The sequence below is a fragment of the Paraburkholderia dipogonis genome (genome assembly GCF_046027395.1).
GTDB classification, from domain to species: domain Bacteria; phylum Pseudomonadota; class Gammaproteobacteria; order Burkholderiales; family Burkholderiaceae; genus Paraburkholderia; species Paraburkholderia dipogonis_A.
Genome location: NZ_JAQQEG010000040.1, coordinates 22,484 through 39,659 on the forward strand (window position 1 = coordinate 22,484; position 17,176 = coordinate 39,659).

The following is a 17,176-nucleotide window of genomic DNA, read 5'->3' on the forward strand; positions in this document are numbered from 1 at the left end:
CATGCTTGCGGCCAGGTCGCGCTCAAAGCTGAAACCCAAAAGAAAACGCCGGAACGTGAACTGAACTGCACCCCGGCGTTTTTTCATGGCGACTACGGCTGATTAAGCGCGCAAGCAACGCGTGACAATCAGAACCGCATCCCGACACCCAAACCGACCACTACGGGATCGATGCTCAAGCGTCCAAGTGCCTGACCGCCGAGCGAGGCATCCGTGTGCATCCAGATCTTCTTGATGTCCGCGTTGACGAACAACGACTTGGTGACTTGCACGTCGACGCCGGCCTGCAACGCCGGCCCCCAACTGTGATTGGTGATCGAGATCGGCTGGCCGCCCGCGCTCAGGCCGTTGTTATAGAACAGCGTGTAGTTGAGACCCGCACCGACATACGGACGAATACGCCCCGCGTGGTTGAAGTGGTATTGCAGCAGCAGCGTGGGCGGCAATACATTCACGCCGCCAAGGCCGCCGAGGCTGGAAGAAACCTGATGCCGCGACGTGCCGAGAATCAGCTCGACGCCGAGGTAGTCGCGGATCATGTAGGTCAGATCCAACTCCGGCACTGTCGCGTTGTTCACGCCGACGTTGAGCGCGGTCAGCGATTGGGTCGTGCTCACGTTCGGCATGATGCTGATGGCGCGCAGACGCACCAGTAGATCGCCGGCGTGAATGCCGCTCAGCGTGTCGTCGCCGGCGGCATGCGCCTGCGGCGCGAGCGCGCCCGCGAACAGCAGGCTCGATGCGATGACGGCGGTTCTGATTCTGTTTCTGGACGAGTGCTTCATGTGCTTCCCCGCTTTGTTTGTTTGCATGCGGGGATTGTCGAAGTTCTCGTCGCGCGGCAGGTTGACGCGTATCAACCCAGCGAGAATGCCCATCGCCCTGCGACAGCCGGTCGCGCCGCGCCCGTCAGCAGCAGTTCGAGCAGGTCGTGCACGCTGCGAATCGCCGTGCCGAACGGCAGCGCTTCGCGGCCGCGGAAGAACAGACCGTTCGCCACGTCGCCGCGCAAGGCCGCCGCGAGCCGTGTGTCGATGCAGAAGTGGCCAAACTTCTCTATACCGTCACGCCAGCCACACGCGCTGAGGCATTCGAGCGCGGTCGGACAGATGTGTTTGCGCGCGCCGACTTTCTCGCGGATCTTCGTTTCATGGCGCAGATAGCGCATCAGCCACGGCGTTTTCACCGCGCGCGCAGGCAGTCCCGTCACGCTCACAAATTCAACGATGTCCTCCGGCGTGGCTTCGGCCAGCACGCGCTTGAAGTTCGGATGCGCGTCGCCTTCTTCGGTGACGGCGAACGGCGTGCCGAGTTGCACGCCGCTAGCGCCCGCGTCGAGCAACTTACGGACGGCCTCGTGACTATTGATGCCGCCCGCGACGATCAAGGGCACGTCCTGACGGTTCAAGCCGAGCGAGGCGAAGACCGTGTCGAGTTCTTCGAGGATGCGGAAGAAATCGAAACGTTGATCGTGCTGATCGGCGAGGCTGCTGACGCCAAGATGGCCGCCCGCATGCGCCGGATGTTCGATCACGACCGCATCGGGCAAACGGCCTTTTTTCATCCACCTCTTCAGCACGAGCGTGACGCCGCGGCTGTCCGACAAAATCGGAATCAGCGCGATGTCGTGGCTCTGCGTCATGTCCGGCAAATCGAGCGGCAGGCCCGCGCCCATGACGATCGCGTCAGCGCCGCTCTCGCACGCGACGCGCACGTAGTCGGCCTGCGCGCTGACCGCTTTCATCACGTTGACGGCGATCATGCCGCGGCCTTCGCTGAGTGCTTTGGCCGAGTGGATTTCGCGGGCCAGCGCGGCGAAATTGGCCTCTTCCAGCGTGGCGCGGTCGGGCGATTCGCGGCAGCGTTCGATCAGGTCGTGATGATGATGCCGCAGGTCGATACTGGCGATGGTGCCCAGCGCGCCTTCGCGGGCGACACTGCCGGCCAGCCGGTGCGCCGAGATGCCGACGCCCATGCCGCCTTGCACGATCGGCAATAACGAGCGGCCGCGAATGACGAGCGGTGGGAACGGATGAGAGGTGAGCATGACTGGCCCGATGGCGGATTATCGAAACGCTGATAATCGTCGCTCGGGCGCAGTCTGCGTTGCTTCAGGTCAATGAGTCGGCGAATGTCCAGGTCATGTGCGCTCTTCGGTTGATGCCGGTCAGAAGAGTCACACCTTGAATTGCATGGACTTGAGTTCGAGATACTCTTCGAGCCCGTAGACCCCGTTTTCGCGGCCGAAACCCGACTGCTTGAAACCGCCGAACGGCGCGGCCATGTTCCATGTGCCGCCGTTGATATCGACCTGACCAGTTCGAATCCGCCGCGCGACGCCGGCGGCACGCTCGTCGCTGCCGGCCCATACCGCGCCGCCGAGGCCGTATGGCGAATCGTTGGCGATCCGAACGGCTTCTTCTTCGTCCTTGTAGGTCAGAATCGACAGCACCGGGCCGAAGATTTCTTCTTGCGCGATCGTTGCTTTGGGATGCACGCGGCCGAACACGGTCGGCTTGACGAAGAAGCCCTTCGACAAGCCATCGGGCAAGCCCGCGCCACCTGTCACCAGCTCGGCGCCCTCCTCGATTCCCTTCGCGATGTACTGCTGCACGCGCGCCTGCTGCGCTGCCGACGCCAACGGGCCAAGACGCGTCGTCTCATTGCGTGGATCGCCGGCGACGTAGGCCTCGGCGGCCTGCTTCGCCAGCGCGCGCGCTTCGTCGTAGCGCGCCTCGGGCACCAGCATGCGCGTATGCGCCGAACACGTTTGCCCGGAATTCAGAAAGCACGCGCTGACCGTGCCTTTAACCGCCGCGGCGAAATCGGCATCGTCGAGAATGACCGACGCCGACTTGCCGCCGAGTTCGAGCGCCACGCGCTTGACGGTCGCCGAAGCCAGTTCGGACACGCGTTTGCCGGCGCGAGTCGAGCCAGTAAACGAGACCATATCGACCGACGGATGGCTCGCCAGTATCTCGCCGACCACCGGTCCATAACCGCTCACGAGATTGAACACGCCGGCCGGCAGCCCGGCTTCGTGGATCGCCTCGGCAAGCACGAACGCATTCAGCGGCGCGATCTCCGACGGCTTGAGCACCACCGTGCAACCGGCGGCGAGCGCCGCCGCGACCTTCAGCGTGACCTGATTGAGCGGATAGTTCCACGGCGTGATCGCCGCCACCACGCCGACCGGTTCGCGCACCACCAGCGAATTGCCGATGCGTTCCTCATACTGGAACTCGCTCGCGAGCTTCGCGTACGCGCCCCAGTTGTAGACGGGGCCGCCCACCTGAATGGCGCGCGCGAGCTTCAGCGGCATGCCGACCTCGCCGGCGATCAAACCGGCCAGTTCGTCGGTGCGCGCTTTCAGGTTCGCCGCGATCTTGCGCAGATATTCGCCGCGCTCGGCGGCGGGCGTCGCGGCCCAGCCGTCGAACGCCACGCGGGCGGCGGCGATCGCGCTTTCCGCATCGGCCTCGACGCCTTCAGGGATGCGGCCCATGATCTCTTCCGTGCCCGAGTCGATCACGTCGATCGTGCCGGTGCCGCACGGCGCGATCCACTTACCGTCGATATAGAGTTGCTCGTAGGTCTTCATGATGGTCGGTCCCTGTCTGTGTCTCCGGAATGGTCTTCTATTCTAACCAGCGCGCCGGAGAAGGCCGATGCGCGAAGCGCGCCATGAAAAAAGCCCGCTTCGAAGAAGCGGGCTTTGCGGTGCGACGTGATGCGGTGAGCAGGTCAGCCGTGCTTACTGCACGCCCTGGCTCAACAGGAAGTCTTCGTAATTGCCGCCGAAGTCATTCAACGTGCCATTGGTCTTCACTTCGATGACGCGATTCGCCAGGCCGCTCACGAACTCACGGTCGTGCGACACGAAAATCAGCGTGCCTTCGAACTTGTCGAGCGCGATCTGCAGCGACTCGATCGATTCCATGTCCATGTGGTTGGTCGGCTCGTCCATCAGCAGCACGTTGTGGCGGCCCAGCATCAGCTTGCCCCAGATCATGCGGCCTTTCTCGCCGCCGGAGAGCACCTTGACCGACTTGCGGATGTCGTCGGCATTGAACAGCAGCCGGCCGAGCGTGCCGCGCACCATCTGCTCGTCGTCGCCTTCCTGGCGGTAGCCGTCGATCCAGTCCATCAGCGTGAGGTCGTCCGGAAACTCTTCGTACGTATCCTGCGGCATGTAACCGACGTTCGCGTTTTCGGCCCACTTCACCGTGCCGTGATCGAGCGTCAGCTTGCCGAGCAGCGAGCGCAGCAGCGTGGTCTTGCCCGCGCCGTTCTCGCCGATGATCGCGATACGCTCGCCCGGCTGCACGCTAATGCTGAAGTCGTTGAAAATCTGGCGCTCATACTTCTTCGAGATCTTGTCGGCCACCACCGCGATGTTGTGCAGCTTCTTCTCGTACTCGAAGCGGATGAACGGATTCTGCCGCGACGACGGCTTGAATTCCTCGATCTTGATCTTGTCGATCATCTTCAGACGGCTGGTGGCCTGACGCGCCTTCGACTTGTTCGCCGAGAAGCGGCGCACGAAGTCCTGCAGATCGGCAACACGTTCCTTCGCCTTCGCGTTGGCGTTCTGCTGACGCTCGCGCGCCTGTGTGCTCGCCAGCATGTAGTCGTCGTAGTTGCCCGGATAGACCTTCAGCGTGCCGTAGTCCATGTCGGCCATGTGCGTGCAGACCTGGTTCAGGAAGTGTCGATCGTGCGAGATGATGATCATCGTCGAGTTGTACTGGTTGAGCACGTCTTCCAGCCAACGGATCGAATTGATGTCCAGGTTGTTGGTCGGCTCGTCCAGCAGCAGCACGTCCGGCTTCGAAAACAGCGCCTGCGCGAGCAGCACGCGCAGCTTCCAGCCCGGCGCCACGTTGCTCATCGGGCCGTTGTGGTCTTCAATCGCGATGCCGATGCCGAGCAGCAGTTCGCCCGCGCGCGCTTCGGCGGTGTAGCCGTCGTACTCGGCGAACTTCGCTTCGAGTTCGGCGGCGTGCATGTAGTCGTCGTCCGTCGCGTCGGGGTTCGCGTAGATCGCGTCGCGCTCGGTCATGGCGGCCCACATTTCGGCGTGCCCCATCATCACGACGTCGAGCACGCGCACGTCTTCGTACGCGAACTGATCCTGGCGCAGCTTGCCGAGGCGGATGTTCGGCTCGAGCATGACGTTGCCCGAGCTCGGCTCCAGATCGCTGCCGAGTATCTTCATGAAGGTGGACTTGCCGCAGCCGTTCGCACCAATCAGGCCATAGCGGTTCCCTCCCCCGAATTTGACCGAGATATTCTCGAAGAGGGGCTTTGGCCCGAATTGCATGGTGATATTGGCGGTAGACAGCACGGCGCGTCCCTTTGAATGTGATATCGGCGAAAAACCCAATATTTTAGCAGGTTATCGCGAATTCAACCCGCGCGCCCGTCGCGCTACTGGCCTGGGCTGCCGCGCGGCGTTTGCAAAACGTCGATGAAGGCCGACAGGTCGGCCTCGCCGAGCCCCATCGCCGCGCCGAGCCGCAGCAATTGCTGGACCGTCGACGACACCGGCATCGGCGTGCCGGTCTCGTACGCGGTGGCCGCCACCGTGTCGATGTCCTTCTGAAAGGTCCGGAACGCACCGATCGGCGCGAGGCCGCTTTGCGTCATGCGCGGGACGAAAGTCTGCAGCAGCACTGAATCGGCCCAGCCGCCGGCAAGACCTTCGGTCAGCCGGGAAGCGTCGAGGCCGCTGCGCTGCGCGAGGCTCACCGCCTCGGCAATCGCGGCCAGCGTCGCCGTGACGATGGTCTGATTGCACAGCTTGGCGGTCTGGCCCGCGCCGACGTCGCCCATGTGCGTGACACGCGACGCGTAGGCGCTCAGCAGCGGTTTGACGGCCTCGATGTCCGCTGCAGCGCCGCCCGCCATGACCGCCAGCGTGCCGGCCGTCGCGCCGGCCACACCGCCCGACACCGGCGCGTCGATCCAGCCGACGCTGCCGGCAGCCTTGCCCACGCCGGCGCCCTCGCCCTCGCCCTCGCCCGCGTCCGCGCCCGCGCCCTCGCCCTCTCCCTCGCCCTCGCCCTCGCCCGCGTCCGCGCCCGCGTCCGCGCCGTCCGCGCGAACCGCCGTCAGCGCCGCCGCGCGCTGCGCGAAGGCGCGCGTCGCGGCCGGCGGGATGCTGGAGTGATCGACGATCCAGCGCAACCGACCCGATACGGGCGCATCGGAGCTCAGGAGACCGGCGGCGCCGAACACGGTGTCCTCCACCGCCGCCGCGTCCGCCACGCACAGCAGCACGGCTTCACACCGTGCGGCGAGTTCGCGCGGCGTGTCGACCAGTTGAGCGCCGTCGGCCAGTAGCACTTCCGCCTTGGCCCGCGTGCGATTCCAGACATGCACCGTATGCCCCGCGCGCAGCAGATGCCGGATCATCGGCGCGCCCATCAAACCAGGACCGCAAAAACCAATTTCCACTTTCGAACCTCGTCGCATGTCAGATTGAGTTGCGCGGACATGATAACGGCGGCGTCCCGCCACCGCATACCGGGCACGGCATGTGCGGCATGACTCGCTCACGCGAGGGCCGTTCGAGGCGCTTACGTTGCCTATACTTTTTGAACACCAACGAAGATCAAAGGAGGAAGTCCATGTCCGAACACGTCTACAAACAGATCGAACTGACCGGCTCGTCGACCAAATCGAGCGATGACGCCGTCAGCACGGCAATCGCGAAAGCGTCGAAAACACTGCGCAATCTGCACTGGTTCGAAGTGACGGAAACGCGGGGCCAGATCGAAAACGACAAGGTGGCTTACTGGCAGGTCACTATCAAGGTCGGCTTGCGCATCGACTGACGCGTCAGCAGCCGGGCCGTCGGCGCGCGAAAACCCAAGGCGAAAAAAAGCTGCGTCCGTACTGGACGCAGCTCCTTGAAGCAGCGGTTGAGACCGCCGCATGGTCGACCTTTGACGGCGTTACTTGGGCAACGTGCCGTCCACGCCTTCCACATACCAGTTCAGGCGTTGCAGTTCCGGATCGGTCAGCGTCTTGCCGGCCGGCACCTTCACCGCGCCGGACTGATCCTTCAGCGGACCCGTGAACACGTCCCACTTGCCGCCCGCCAGCTCGTCGCGCCTGGCCGCGACCTGCTTCTGGGCGTCAGCCGAAATCGCGGACGTGTTCAGATCTTCGAGGTTGACGGCTTTCTGCGGAATGCCCCACCACACCGGATCGTTCTTCCACTTGCCGTCCAGCACCTGCTGGATCGCCGCGTTGTAATACACGCCCCAGTGCGCGACCACCGAGCCGAGGTGCGCGTCCGGACCGAACTTCTTCATGTCCGAATCCCAGCCGAACGCGTGCACGTGCTTGGCCGAGGCCGTGGCGAGCGTGGCGCTCGAATCGGTGTTTTGCAGCAGCACATCGGCGCCCTGGCCGATCAGCGTCTCAGCCGCCTGCTTCTCCTTGCCCGGATCGAACCAGCTGTTGATCCAGATGACCTTGGTGTGCACCTTCGGATTCACCGAGCGCGCGCCGAGCGTGTACGCGTTGATGTTGCGGATCACTTCGGGAATCGGTACCGACGCCACGAAGCCGAGCGTGTTGGTCTTCGTCACGTAGCCCGCGGCGACGCCGGCCAGGTATGCGCCCTGGTACATGCGCACGTCATAGGTGCCGAAGTTCGGCGCCTTCTTGTAGCCGGTTGCGTGCAGGAAAACGGTGTCCGGGAAATCCTTCGCGACCTTCAGTTCGAAGTCCTGATAGCCGAAGCTCGAACCGATGATAATCTTGTTGCCCTTATTCGCCAGATCGCGGAAAACACGCTCGGAGTCGGCCGATTCCGGCACGTTTTCGATGCGCGTGATCTTGATCTTGTTGCCGAACTTCGCTTCCGCTTCCTTCGAGCCCTGGTCGTGCGCGAAAGTCCAGCCGGCGTCGCCCGGATTGCCGAGGTAGACGAATGCGACGCCCGGCGCGTCGGCGGCCTGCGCGCTTTGCGCGAGCGGCGCGGCGAGCGCCAGCGAGGCCGCGCCCCAAGCGAAAGCGGTCAGCAGATTTCTTCTCTTCATGTTTTCTCCTGTCGTGTTTATCGAATGATGTGAAAAGCGGGATCGATGGTCGGTCAACGGGTTGGTCAACTAGCCTGCCGAGAAAAACGGCTTGCCCAGCGAGGCCGGCGCATTCAGACGGATCGTGTTCGGATTGCGCGAGATCAGCACCAGCACGACGACTGTCGCGACGTACGGCAGCATCGCGAGGAATTGCGTCGGCACCGGTACGCCGATCGCCTGGGCGTAGAACTGCAAGCCGGTTACGGCGCCGAACAGCAGCGCGCCGATCAGCAGGCGCCCAGGGCGCCACGTCGCGAACACGACCAGCGCGAGCGCGATCCAGCCGCGGCCCGAGGTGAGCTGCTCCTGCCACAAGTGCAGATTCACGATCGAGTAGTAGCCGCCAGCAAGCCCGGCCATCCCACCCCCGAACGCCACCGCGCCGTAACGCACGCCGACCACCGGAAAGCCGACCGAGTGCGCCACCTGCGGCGATTCGCCAACCGAGCGCAGCACCAGACCCGCGCGCGTGCGGTACAGGAACCAGCCGATCACCGCGAACATCAGGAACGCGAGGTAATCGAGCGGCGTGAGGCTGAAGAACGCGGGACCGAGCACCGGAATCTTCGAGAGGCCGGGAATGGTCCACGTGTCGATGGTCGCGCGCACCGCGGCCGACGTGTACGGCTTGCCGACATACGCCGAGAGGCCGATGCCGAAGATCGTCAGCGAGAGGCCCGTGGCGACCTGATTGGCGAGCATGGTGAGCGTGAGGAACGCGAACAGCAGCGACATCGCGAGACCGGCGCCGATCGCGGCGAGCACGCCGAGCCACGGGTTGCCGGTGATCGCGGTGACCGCATAGCCGGTCACCGCGCCCATCAGCATCATGCCTTCGACGCCGAGGTTGAGGACGCCCGATTTTTCGGTGACGAGTTCGCCCGCGCCCGCGAACATCAGCGGAATCGCGGCGGTGACGGCGCTCGACGTGAGCGAGCTGGCTTGTTGAATGTCCATTTGGATCCGGCGCAAAAATCAGTGAACGATGAGCTGTGGGCGAGTCAGTGAGCCTGGGCGGCCAGCGTACGTCGGCGCACGCGGTAGTTCACGAACAGGTCGGCGCCCAGCAGGCAGAACAGCAACAGCCCCTGGAAGACGCCGGAAAGCGCCTGCGGCAACTGCATCGAGGTCTGCACCGCTTCGCCGCCGAGATACAGCAGCGCCATCAGCAGGCTTGCGAGCACGATGCCGAGCGGATGCAGCCGCCCCACGAACACGACGATGATTGCCGTGAAGCCATAACCCGGCGACCACGTAGCCTGCAGCTGGCCGATCGGACCGGAGATCTCGCCCATGCCAGCGAGGCCCGCGAGTCCGCCGCTGATCAAAAGCGACGTCCAGATGGTTTTCTTGTCGGAGAAGCCGGCGTAGCGCGCGGCGAGCGGCGCGAGACCGCCGACGTTCATGCGGTAGCCCGCGAAGCTCTTGCGCATGAAAACCCACACGAGCGGAATCGCGATCAGCGTGACGAACACCGATGCGTTCAGACGCGTGCCGCGCAGCCATTTCCAGTGCCAGTCGCCGGAGAAGGTCGGATAGAGCGCGTCGCCGCTGAACATCTCCGAGAGCGGGAAGTTCATGCCCTGCGGGTCGCGCCACGGGCCGCTCACGAGGTAGATCAGCAGTTGCGTGGCCACATAGGTGAGCATCAGGCTGACGAGAATCTCGTTGGTGTTGAAGCGGCTTTTGAGCAGCGCCGGAATCGCCGCCCACGCCATGCCGCCGAGCACGCCGGCGATCATCATGGTCGGCAAAATCCACCAGCCGGTGGCCTGATCGAAATAGATCGCGACGCCGCTTGCGGCGATGCCGCCGAGCAGCATCTGCCCTTCGGCGCCGATGTTCCAGACATTGGCGCGATAGCCGATGGCAAGACCGAGGCCGATCAGGCACAACGGCGACGCCTTCAGCAGCAGTTCGGACCAGCCGTTCACGCTGGACAGCGGCTCGATGAAAAACGCGTGCATCGCCTGCAACGGATCGCGGCCGACGAGGCTGAAGATCAGAAAGCCGATCGCGAGAGTGAGCAACGCGGCGATCAGCGGCACGGCGAGCTGCATGGTGCGCGAGGGCGTCGTGCGTGCTTCGAGTCGATACGGAAGAATCATGGGTAGCGTGTGATTTATATGGTTCTCGTTCTGATGCCGGGCGACGTCACGCGTATTCGCGAGACAGACGCCCGCTCAGGCATGCGCCGGTTGTTCCGCCGAAGGCGCCGAGCCCTCGCGGTCGCCGAACAGGCCCGCCATCCAGCGGCCGATTTCCTCGGCGTTGGTCGCCCCCGTGGCGCGCACCGGCGAGAGTCTGCCGCCTGCGAGCACCGCGATGCGATCGCAGATGTCGAACAACTCTTCTAACTCCTCCGAGATCACCAGAATCGCCACGCCGCGCGCGGACAGATCGAGCAATTGCTGGCGAATGAACGCCGCCGCGCCGACGTCGACGCCCCATGTGGGCTGCGCGACCACCAGCACTTTGGGCGCCTGCAGAATCTCGCGGCCCATGATGTATTTCTGCAGATTGCCGCCCGACAGACTTTGCGCGAGCGCTTCTGAGCCGCCGCAGCGCACGTCGAAAGCGTCGATGCAGCGCTTCGCAAACGCGCGCATCGCCCCGGCCTTGATCCAGCCTGAGCTCACCATCTGCTGACGATGCGCGGTGAGCAGCGCGTTTTCCGACAGCGTCATGGCCGGCACCGCGCCGCGGCCGAGGCGCTCTTCCGGCACGAAGCCGAAGCCGAGCGCGCGCCGCCCGCCCGCGCCGAGGCGCCCCGCCGCCTTGCCGCAAATCGTGACCGCGTCGGCGCGCACGCCGCGCTTCTCGCCGGACAGCGCCGACAGCAGTTCCGCCTGCCCGTTACCCGAGACGCCCGCGATGCCGAAGATCTCGCCCGCATGCACGCCGAAGGACACGTCTCGCAGCGAGGTGCCGAACGGGTCGTCGCTTTCCACCGAGAGTTGTTTCACGTCGAGCAGCACCACGCCCGGGTTGTGTTCGCGCCGCGTGTAATCCGGCAGCGAATGGCCGACCATCAACTGCGCGAGCGACGCATGCGTTTCGCCCTTCGGCTTTACGTGACCGGTCACGCGGCCGCCGCGCATCACCGTCGCGGTGTCGCACAGTTCCTGGATTTCGTCGAGCTTATGGCTGATGTAGAGAATGCTGCAGCCTTCGGCGGCCAGTCGCCGTAGCGTCTCGAACAGCTTGCGGACCGCTTGCGGTGTCAGCACCGAAGTCGGCTCGTCCATGATCAGCAGACGCGGGTTCTGCAGCAGGCAACGCACGATCTCGACCCGCTGCCGCTCGCCCACCGTCAGGCTGTGCACGTGACGCTGCGGGTCGATATCGAGGCCGTAGTCGGCCGAGACTTCGCGGATGCGTTTGGACAGCGTCTTCAGATCGAAGGGTTCGTCGAGTGCGAGCGCGATGTTTTCGCCGACCGTGAGCGTCTCGAACAGCGAAAAGTGCTGGAACACCATGCCGATGCCCAACTTGCGCGCCGCCGCGGGGTTGGCGATCTCGACCGCCTGACCTTCCCAGCGGATCTCGCCGGCGTCGGGCCGCACCGCGCCGTAGATGATTTTCATCAGCGTGCTTTTGCCGGCGCCATTCTCGCCGAGCACGGCATGGATTTCGCCCGGGGCGACGATCAACGTGACGTCGTCGTTGGCTCGCACGGCCGGGTATTGTTTGGTGATGCCCTGAAGCATCAACCGGGGCGCCGCCTGTTCCGGCCTGTCTGCCGGCTGCGCGGCGGCGCCGTCGCTATAAGAAGAGTCGCTCATGTGATTCCGTAGTACGTCAGTGACTGCCGGTTACAGCGCGTCCGTCCACCTTGCCGGCGGCCGATCCGTCACCACAACCGGATGACAATACCTAATTCGACCCAGTCAGTCGAGCCGCCAAAATTCCCCGCAAACCCGCGCCGTAGCGCGCTCTGCGGGTATCCCACCCTTGACGCGGCCTTTCGTTCATATTAAAAGTCATATACCCCCACGCCCGTTCGATCAGCCAGAACATATATTTCGGAGAAGTCATGAGTCAGCAACGCGAGGCGATCGATACGTATCTATTACGCGTCTTGCACACCCTGTTGATGGAACGCAGCGTCACGCGCGCGGCCGTCAAACTTAATCAATCGCAACCTGCCATCAGCGCGGCGCTGCGCCGTTTGCGCGACATCACCGGCGACCCGCTGCTGGTGCGCGGCAAATCCGGCATGGTGCCGACGGAGTACGGCCTGCGCCTGCTCGAACCGGTGCAGAACGCGCTGCGCGAGATCGAACGCATCAAGTTTCAGCAACACAACTTCGATCCGGCCACCTCCATCCGTTGCTACCGGATCGGCTGCCCGGACTACCTGAACGTGCTGTTCGTGCCGACGGTGGTCGAACGCTTTCGCCAGGCCGCGCCGAACGCGACGCTCGAGTTTCACTCGCTGGGACCGGCCTTCGACTACGAACTCGCGCTCGAGGACGGCAAGCTCGACATCGTGGTCGGCAACTGGCCGGAGCCGCCGGAGCAGTTGCACCTGTCGAACCTGTTCGTCGATCAGATCGTCTGCCTGATGAGCAACGCGCATCCGTTCGCCAAACGCGGCGGCCTCACGCTCGACCAGTACCTGAATGCGCCGCATCTCGCGCCTACTCCTTATTCGGTGGGCCAGCGCGGCGCGATCGACGTGCATCTCGCGCGCGAGCGGTTAAAGCGCCATGTGGTCGTGACGTTGCCGTACTTCAATCTGGCGCCGTATGTGCTGATCAAGTCCGATCTGATCTTCACGACGACGCGCCTCTTTGCCGATTACTACGCCAAGTTCCTGCCGCTCACGGTCGTGCCCGCACCGCTCGATTTCCCGCCGATGCAGTACTACCAGCTGTGGCACGAGCGCGTGCATTACTCCGATGAGGTGCGCTGGTTGCGCAGTCTGGTCGCCGAGGCGACCAAGACGTTGATCGACAAGCCTTAAGTCTTTGTTCTACGGGGTTATCGGCAGTTGCCGGTAACCCGTCCCTTCCTTCACGTTACGTTAGGCCGCTGCTTCGTAAAGCGTCTTCGCCAACCGGTTATGCTGCTCGATGACCGGTCCGAGTTCCAGCGTCGTCAACTGCCCTTCCTTCACGACCACCTTGCCGCCGATCACGCTGTAGCTCACTTGCGACGGCGCACAGAAGACGAGTGCCGCGACGGGGTCATGCAGGGCGCCCGCGAAGAGGGGCTGACGCAAATCAAACGACACGAAGTCCGCCGCCATGCCGGGCGCCAATGCGCCGATGTCATCGCGATTGAGCACCTTCGCGCCGCCGAGCGTCGCAATTTCCAATGCTTCGCGCGCGGTCATCGCATCGGGACCGAAGCCGACTCGCTGCAACAGCAGCGCCTGACGCACCTCGGCGACCATCTGCGCGCCGTCATTCGACGCCGATCCGTCGACGCCCAAGCCCACCGGCACGCCCGCCAGACGCATACGCTTCACCGGCGCGATACCCGACGCGAGCCGCATGTTCGAACACGGACAATGCGCGACGCCAGTGCCGGTGCGCGCGAACAGTTCGATGCCCGCGTCATCGAGTTGCACGCAGTGCGCATGCCACACGTCGTGACCGACCCAGCCGAGGTCTTCCGCATACTCCGCCGGCGTCATGCCGAACTTCTCGCGGCTATACGCGATGTCGTTGACGTTCTCCGCCAGGTGCGTATGCATCGACACGCCGTATTGCCGCGCCATCACCGCCGATTCACGCATCAGGTCGCGGCTCACCGAGAACGGCGAGCATGGCGCGACCACCACACGCAGCATCGCGTAACGCCCTTCGTCGTGGTATGTCTCGATCAGGCGCCGTGTGTCCTTCAGAATGTCCGCTTCCCGTTCGACCACCAAATCCGGCGGCAAGCCGCCGTCTTTCTGCCCCACGCTCATGCTGCCGCGCGCCGCGTGAAAACGCATGCCGATCCGGCGCGCCGCCGCGATGCTGTCGTCGAGCCGGCTGCCGTTCGGGTAGATATACAAGTGGTCGCTCGAAGTCGTGCAACCGGACAGCAACAGCTCGGCCATTGCCGTCAGCGTCGAGACTTCGATCATCTCCGGTGTGAGGTTCGCCCACACCTTGTAGAGGTTGGTCAGCCAGCCGAACAATTCGGCGTTCTGCGCGGCGGGAATCGCGCGCGTCAGGCTCTGATACATGTGGTGGTGCGTGTTCACGAGGCCCGGAATCACCAGGTGTCCGCGCATGTCCAGCACTTCGTCGGCGGTTTGCGGCAGATCCGCCGTCGGTCCCACCGCGACGATACGGTTGTCCTCGATATACAGGCCGCCGTCGCGCAGTTCGCGCCGGGCGCCGTCCATCGTGACCAGCACGTCCGCGTGCTTCACCAGCATCGTTTTTTTGGGCTTATTCGTTTGATTAGCCGCTTGTTCCATCGTCATTCGTTTCTCCGCTTCATTGCTTCCGTGCAAAGCCGTTCGAACGCGATGTAACGGCACGCCACCGTGCCGCCGCGTCCCGTCGAACGCCGTTGGCCCGGTTACCCAGCGTGTATCCGCCGTCTTCGGGTGTGCGCCGCGGCTGAATCGTCGTCGATCCGTGTTTGCTGCAACGCACAGACGTAACCTTCGACGGCCAAAATAATGCTGACAACTCACGCCAGTGCGATACCCGACTTCACGCTGTCGATATAGTGGGCGTTTTTTGGCGCCGGTACGATCCGCCGGTAAGGCAAATGCGCTGTAATAGTCGAAGGAATCGGCTCTTTGCGGCTTTCGGCAGGCTGTCCGTCATGCGCCAGCTATTATCTTTCCTATCTCGCGCGCGCTGAACGGAACAACCTTTTTACAATGGCTGTCACGGCGCTCGCTTCAATTCGCCGACGGGTATGTAGCCACTGACGTGGAGCCTCGATCCGCCGCAAACGTATCTGGATCGGGCTGCCGCCGAAACCTCGCATTCACATAAGGAAAATTGCGAATGGGAAAGCTCACTACCCATGTGCTCGACACCGCGAACGGCCGTCCCGGCGCGGGCATCAAGGTCGAACTCTTCGCGCTCTCAGGCGATACGCGCCGCGCGCTCAAAACCATCACCACCAATGACGACGGTCGTTGCGACCAGCCGCTGCTCGAAGGCGAGGCGCTAGTCGCGGGCGAATACGAACTCGTGTTCGGCGCCGGCGACTACTTCGCGTCGATCGGCACCAAGGTGCCGGAGCCGCGCTTCGTCGATCGCGTCGTGTTGCGCTTCGGCGTGGCCGATTCCAGCGCGCACTATCACGTGCCGCTGCTGGTGTCGCCGTGGTCGTACAGCACGTATCGCGGCAGCTAAGGAGACATCTGCCGGGAGGTGTGGGAAAGGTGTTGACAAAGCGGCGTCGAGCTCGCGCAGCATACCGGTCGCGCTCGATTGCATTGCGCAGATGCTCCTGGAGACGCATGCGAGCACCCGCGAAACGCAATCGAACGCATGCGGCTCGACCCGATTTGACCCGTACGCGACCCAACCGACGAGCCAATAAAAAACGGCGCTGTGCGAACTGAGCGCATCGCGTCTTCACCCCGCAGTCTGCGCAGTGACGTTCTGCCCTGCCAACGGCCCGTCAGCCGGATTTTAGAAGGCATACAACGTCATTGCGTGTACAACGAATCAGAAGTGGAGGAGTTTCATGGAAGGCTTTATCACAGACTGGTTGAATCTGGCGATTCGCTGGTTTCACGTCATCGCCGCGATTGCCTGGATCGGCGAATCGTTTTATTTCGTCGCGCTCGACAACAGCCTGAAACCGCCGACAGACCCGAACCAGCGCAAGCGCGGCGTGTTCGGCGAACTGTGGCACGTACACGGCGGCGGTTTCTACAACATGCAGAAGTACACCGTCGCGCCGCCGGAAATGCCGGACGATCTGCACTGGTCGAAGTGGCCGTCGTACACCACGTGGCTGTCGGGCTTCGGTCTCTTTACCGTGCTGTATCTGTTCTCGCCGAGCACTTACCTGATCGACAAGAACGTGCTGGATATGGGTCCGGTGGTCGCCGTCGCCTCGGCGCTCGGCTTCCTTGCCGCCGGCTGGATCGTGTACGACTCGCTGTGTCGCATTCTCGGCAACAAGGACAAGGTGCTCGGCATCTGCGTCGGCGTGTACGTGCTGATCGCGGCGTGGCTCGCGTGCCATATTTTCGCGGGCCGCGCGGCTTACCTGATCATGGGCGCGATGCTGGCAACGATCATGTCGGCCAATGTGTTCTTCGTGATCATTCCGGGCCAGCGCAAGATGGTCGAAGCCATGCTCAAGGGCGACACGCCGAATCCGATCTACGGCAAACGCGGCAAGCAACGCTCGGTGCACAACACGTATTTCACGTTGCCTGTGGTGTTCGCGATGCTGTCGAACCACTACGCGATGACCTACACGCATCCGTACAACTGGGCCGTGCTTCTGGTCATCATGCTGGCCGGCGCGCTGATCCGTCAGTTCTTCGTGATGCGTCACCGTGGCCAGGTGCTGTGGTATCTGCCGCTGGTTGGCATCGCGCTGATGTTCGGCGCCCTCTTCTGGACCATGCCGAAGCCGATCGTGCCGCAAGCGCAAGCGGCGAACGCGCCGACGGTCAAGGTGGCCGACATCGCACCGGTGCTGCAGCAGCGCTGCGTGGCTTGCCACTCCGCGCATCCGACGATGATGGGCAGCGCCCCGGCCGGCGTGCTGCTGGATACGCCGGATGAAATCTCGCAGAACGCGCAGCGGATCTATCAGCAAGCGGTGACGCTGAAGGCCATGCCGCTCGGCAACGTGACGCACATGACCGACGAGGAGCGGATGAAGATCGCCGCCTGGTTCGAAGGTGGCGCGGTGAAGTAATGACCGGGCCGGGCGTGCTGCCCGGCGCGGCGATGGATGAAGCAACATGAAGCGGGCTTTTCGCGCGAGCGGGAAGCCCGCTTTTCTTTGGCCGCGTCCGGGTCGGCTCCTCAAAGGCGAGTTCGGCTATTTTGTAGCCTGCGGGCTGCAAAATAGCCGAACTCGATTGAAATGTAGCCCGTAAGGCACAAATCCCACCAACAATTTTGTGTCTTATAGGCTACAATAAT

The 17,176-nt window shown here is 63.5% G+C and carries 14 protein-coding genes; 4 read left to right on the forward strand and 10 right to left on the reverse strand.

Annotated elements, in window-relative coordinates; all coding sequences use genetic code 11:
* Positions 1-128: 128 nt before the first annotated feature.
* The 5 genes from PQR32_RS32445 to PQR32_RS32465 form a co-directional block, all read right to left on the reverse strand.
* Entirely contained in the window at positions 129-785 is a 657-nt protein-coding gene (locus PQR32_RS32445; protein ID WP_408236883.1) for an OmpW/AlkL family protein, read from the reverse strand.
* Positions 786-856: 71 nt separating this feature from the next.
* Complete coding sequence (locus PQR32_RS32450) at positions 857-2,047, reverse strand: NAD(P)H-dependent flavin oxidoreductase (protein ID WP_408236886.1); 1,191 nt, start codon at positions 2,045-2,047, stop codon at positions 857-859.
* Between the two features lie 129 nt (positions 2,048-2,176).
* The gene (locus PQR32_RS32455; protein ID WP_408236889.1) at positions 2,177-3,601 is read right to left on the reverse strand and encodes an aldehyde dehydrogenase family protein; all 1,425 of its coding nucleotides are present in this window, start codon (positions 3,599-3,601) and stop codon (positions 2,177-2,179) included.
* Between the two features lie 153 nt (positions 3,602-3,754).
* Positions 3,755-5,347, reverse strand: a complete 1,593-nt coding sequence (locus PQR32_RS32460) for an ABC-F family ATPase (RefSeq protein WP_408236892.1) — start codon at positions 5,345-5,347, stop codon at positions 3,755-3,757.
* A gap of 83 nt (positions 5,348-5,430) precedes the next feature.
* Positions 5,431-6,477, reverse strand: coding sequence for an NAD(P)-dependent oxidoreductase (locus tag PQR32_RS32465; RefSeq protein WP_408236895.1), 1,047 nt, complete (start codon positions 6,475-6,477; stop codon positions 5,431-5,433).
* Positions 6,478-6,632: 155 nt separating this feature from the next.
* Here PQR32_RS32465 and PQR32_RS32470 point away from each other — a divergent pair, with 155 nt between their 5' ends.
* Complete coding sequence (locus PQR32_RS32470) at positions 6,633-6,839, forward strand: dodecin (protein WP_012433313.1); 207 nt, start codon at positions 6,633-6,635, stop codon at positions 6,837-6,839.
* A 120-nt stretch (positions 6,840-6,959) separates the two neighbouring features.
* On the opposite strand, the gene PQR32_RS32475 is transcribed toward PQR32_RS32470, so the two are convergent.
* The 4 genes from PQR32_RS32475 to PQR32_RS32490 all read right to left on the reverse strand — a co-directional run bounded on the left by PQR32_RS32475 (position 6,960) and on the right by PQR32_RS32490 (position 11,881).
* Complete coding sequence (locus PQR32_RS32475; RefSeq protein ID WP_408236898.1) at positions 6,960-8,054, reverse strand: BMP family ABC transporter substrate-binding protein; 1,095 nt, start codon at positions 8,052-8,054, stop codon at positions 6,960-6,962.
* A gap of 69 nt (positions 8,055-8,123) precedes the next feature.
* Positions 8,124-9,053, reverse strand: a complete 930-nt coding sequence (locus tag PQR32_RS32480) for an ABC transporter permease (RefSeq protein ID WP_091793648.1) — start codon at positions 9,051-9,053, stop codon at positions 8,124-8,126.
* Positions 9,054-9,097: 44 nt separating this feature from the next.
* The gene (locus PQR32_RS32485) at positions 9,098-10,204 is read right to left on the reverse strand and encodes an ABC transporter permease (protein WP_408236901.1); all 1,107 of its coding nucleotides are present in this window, start codon (positions 10,202-10,204) and stop codon (positions 9,098-9,100) included.
* Positions 10,205-10,279: 75 nt separating this feature from the next.
* Positions 10,280-11,881 (reverse strand): ABC transporter ATP-binding protein, encoded by a 1,602-nt coding sequence (locus PQR32_RS32490; protein ID WP_408236904.1) that lies wholly within the window; start codon positions 11,879-11,881, stop codon positions 10,280-10,282.
* A gap of 251 nt (positions 11,882-12,132) precedes the next feature.
* Here PQR32_RS32490 and PQR32_RS32495 point away from each other — a divergent pair, with 251 nt between their 5' ends.
* Positions 12,133-13,065 (forward strand): LysR substrate-binding domain-containing protein, encoded by a 933-nt coding sequence (locus tag PQR32_RS32495; RefSeq protein WP_012433318.1) that lies wholly within the window; start codon positions 12,133-12,135, stop codon positions 13,063-13,065.
* Positions 13,066-13,125: 60 nt separating this feature from the next.
* Here PQR32_RS32495 and PQR32_RS32500 read toward each other — a convergent pair whose 3' ends face one another.
* Positions 13,126-14,523 carry an 8-oxoguanine deaminase gene (locus tag PQR32_RS32500; RefSeq protein WP_408236908.1) on the reverse strand — a complete coding sequence of 466 codons (1,398 nt, stop codon included), beginning with the start codon at positions 14,521-14,523 and terminating at the stop codon, positions 13,126-13,128.
* A gap of 538 nt (positions 14,524-15,061) precedes the next feature.
* Between PQR32_RS32500 and uraH the strand changes: the two genes are divergently transcribed.
* Positions 15,062-15,415 carry a hydroxyisourate hydrolase gene (gene uraH / locus PQR32_RS32505; RefSeq protein ID WP_408236911.1) on the forward strand — a complete coding sequence of 118 codons (354 nt, stop codon included), beginning with the start codon at positions 15,062-15,064 and terminating at the stop codon, positions 15,413-15,415.
* Positions 15,416-15,752: 337 nt separating this feature from the next.
* On the forward strand, positions 15,753-16,946 hold the full coding sequence (locus PQR32_RS32510) for a urate hydroxylase PuuD (RefSeq protein WP_408236914.1): 1,194 nt from the start codon (positions 15,753-15,755) through the stop codon (positions 16,944-16,946).
* Positions 16,947-17,176 lie beyond the last annotated feature (230 nt).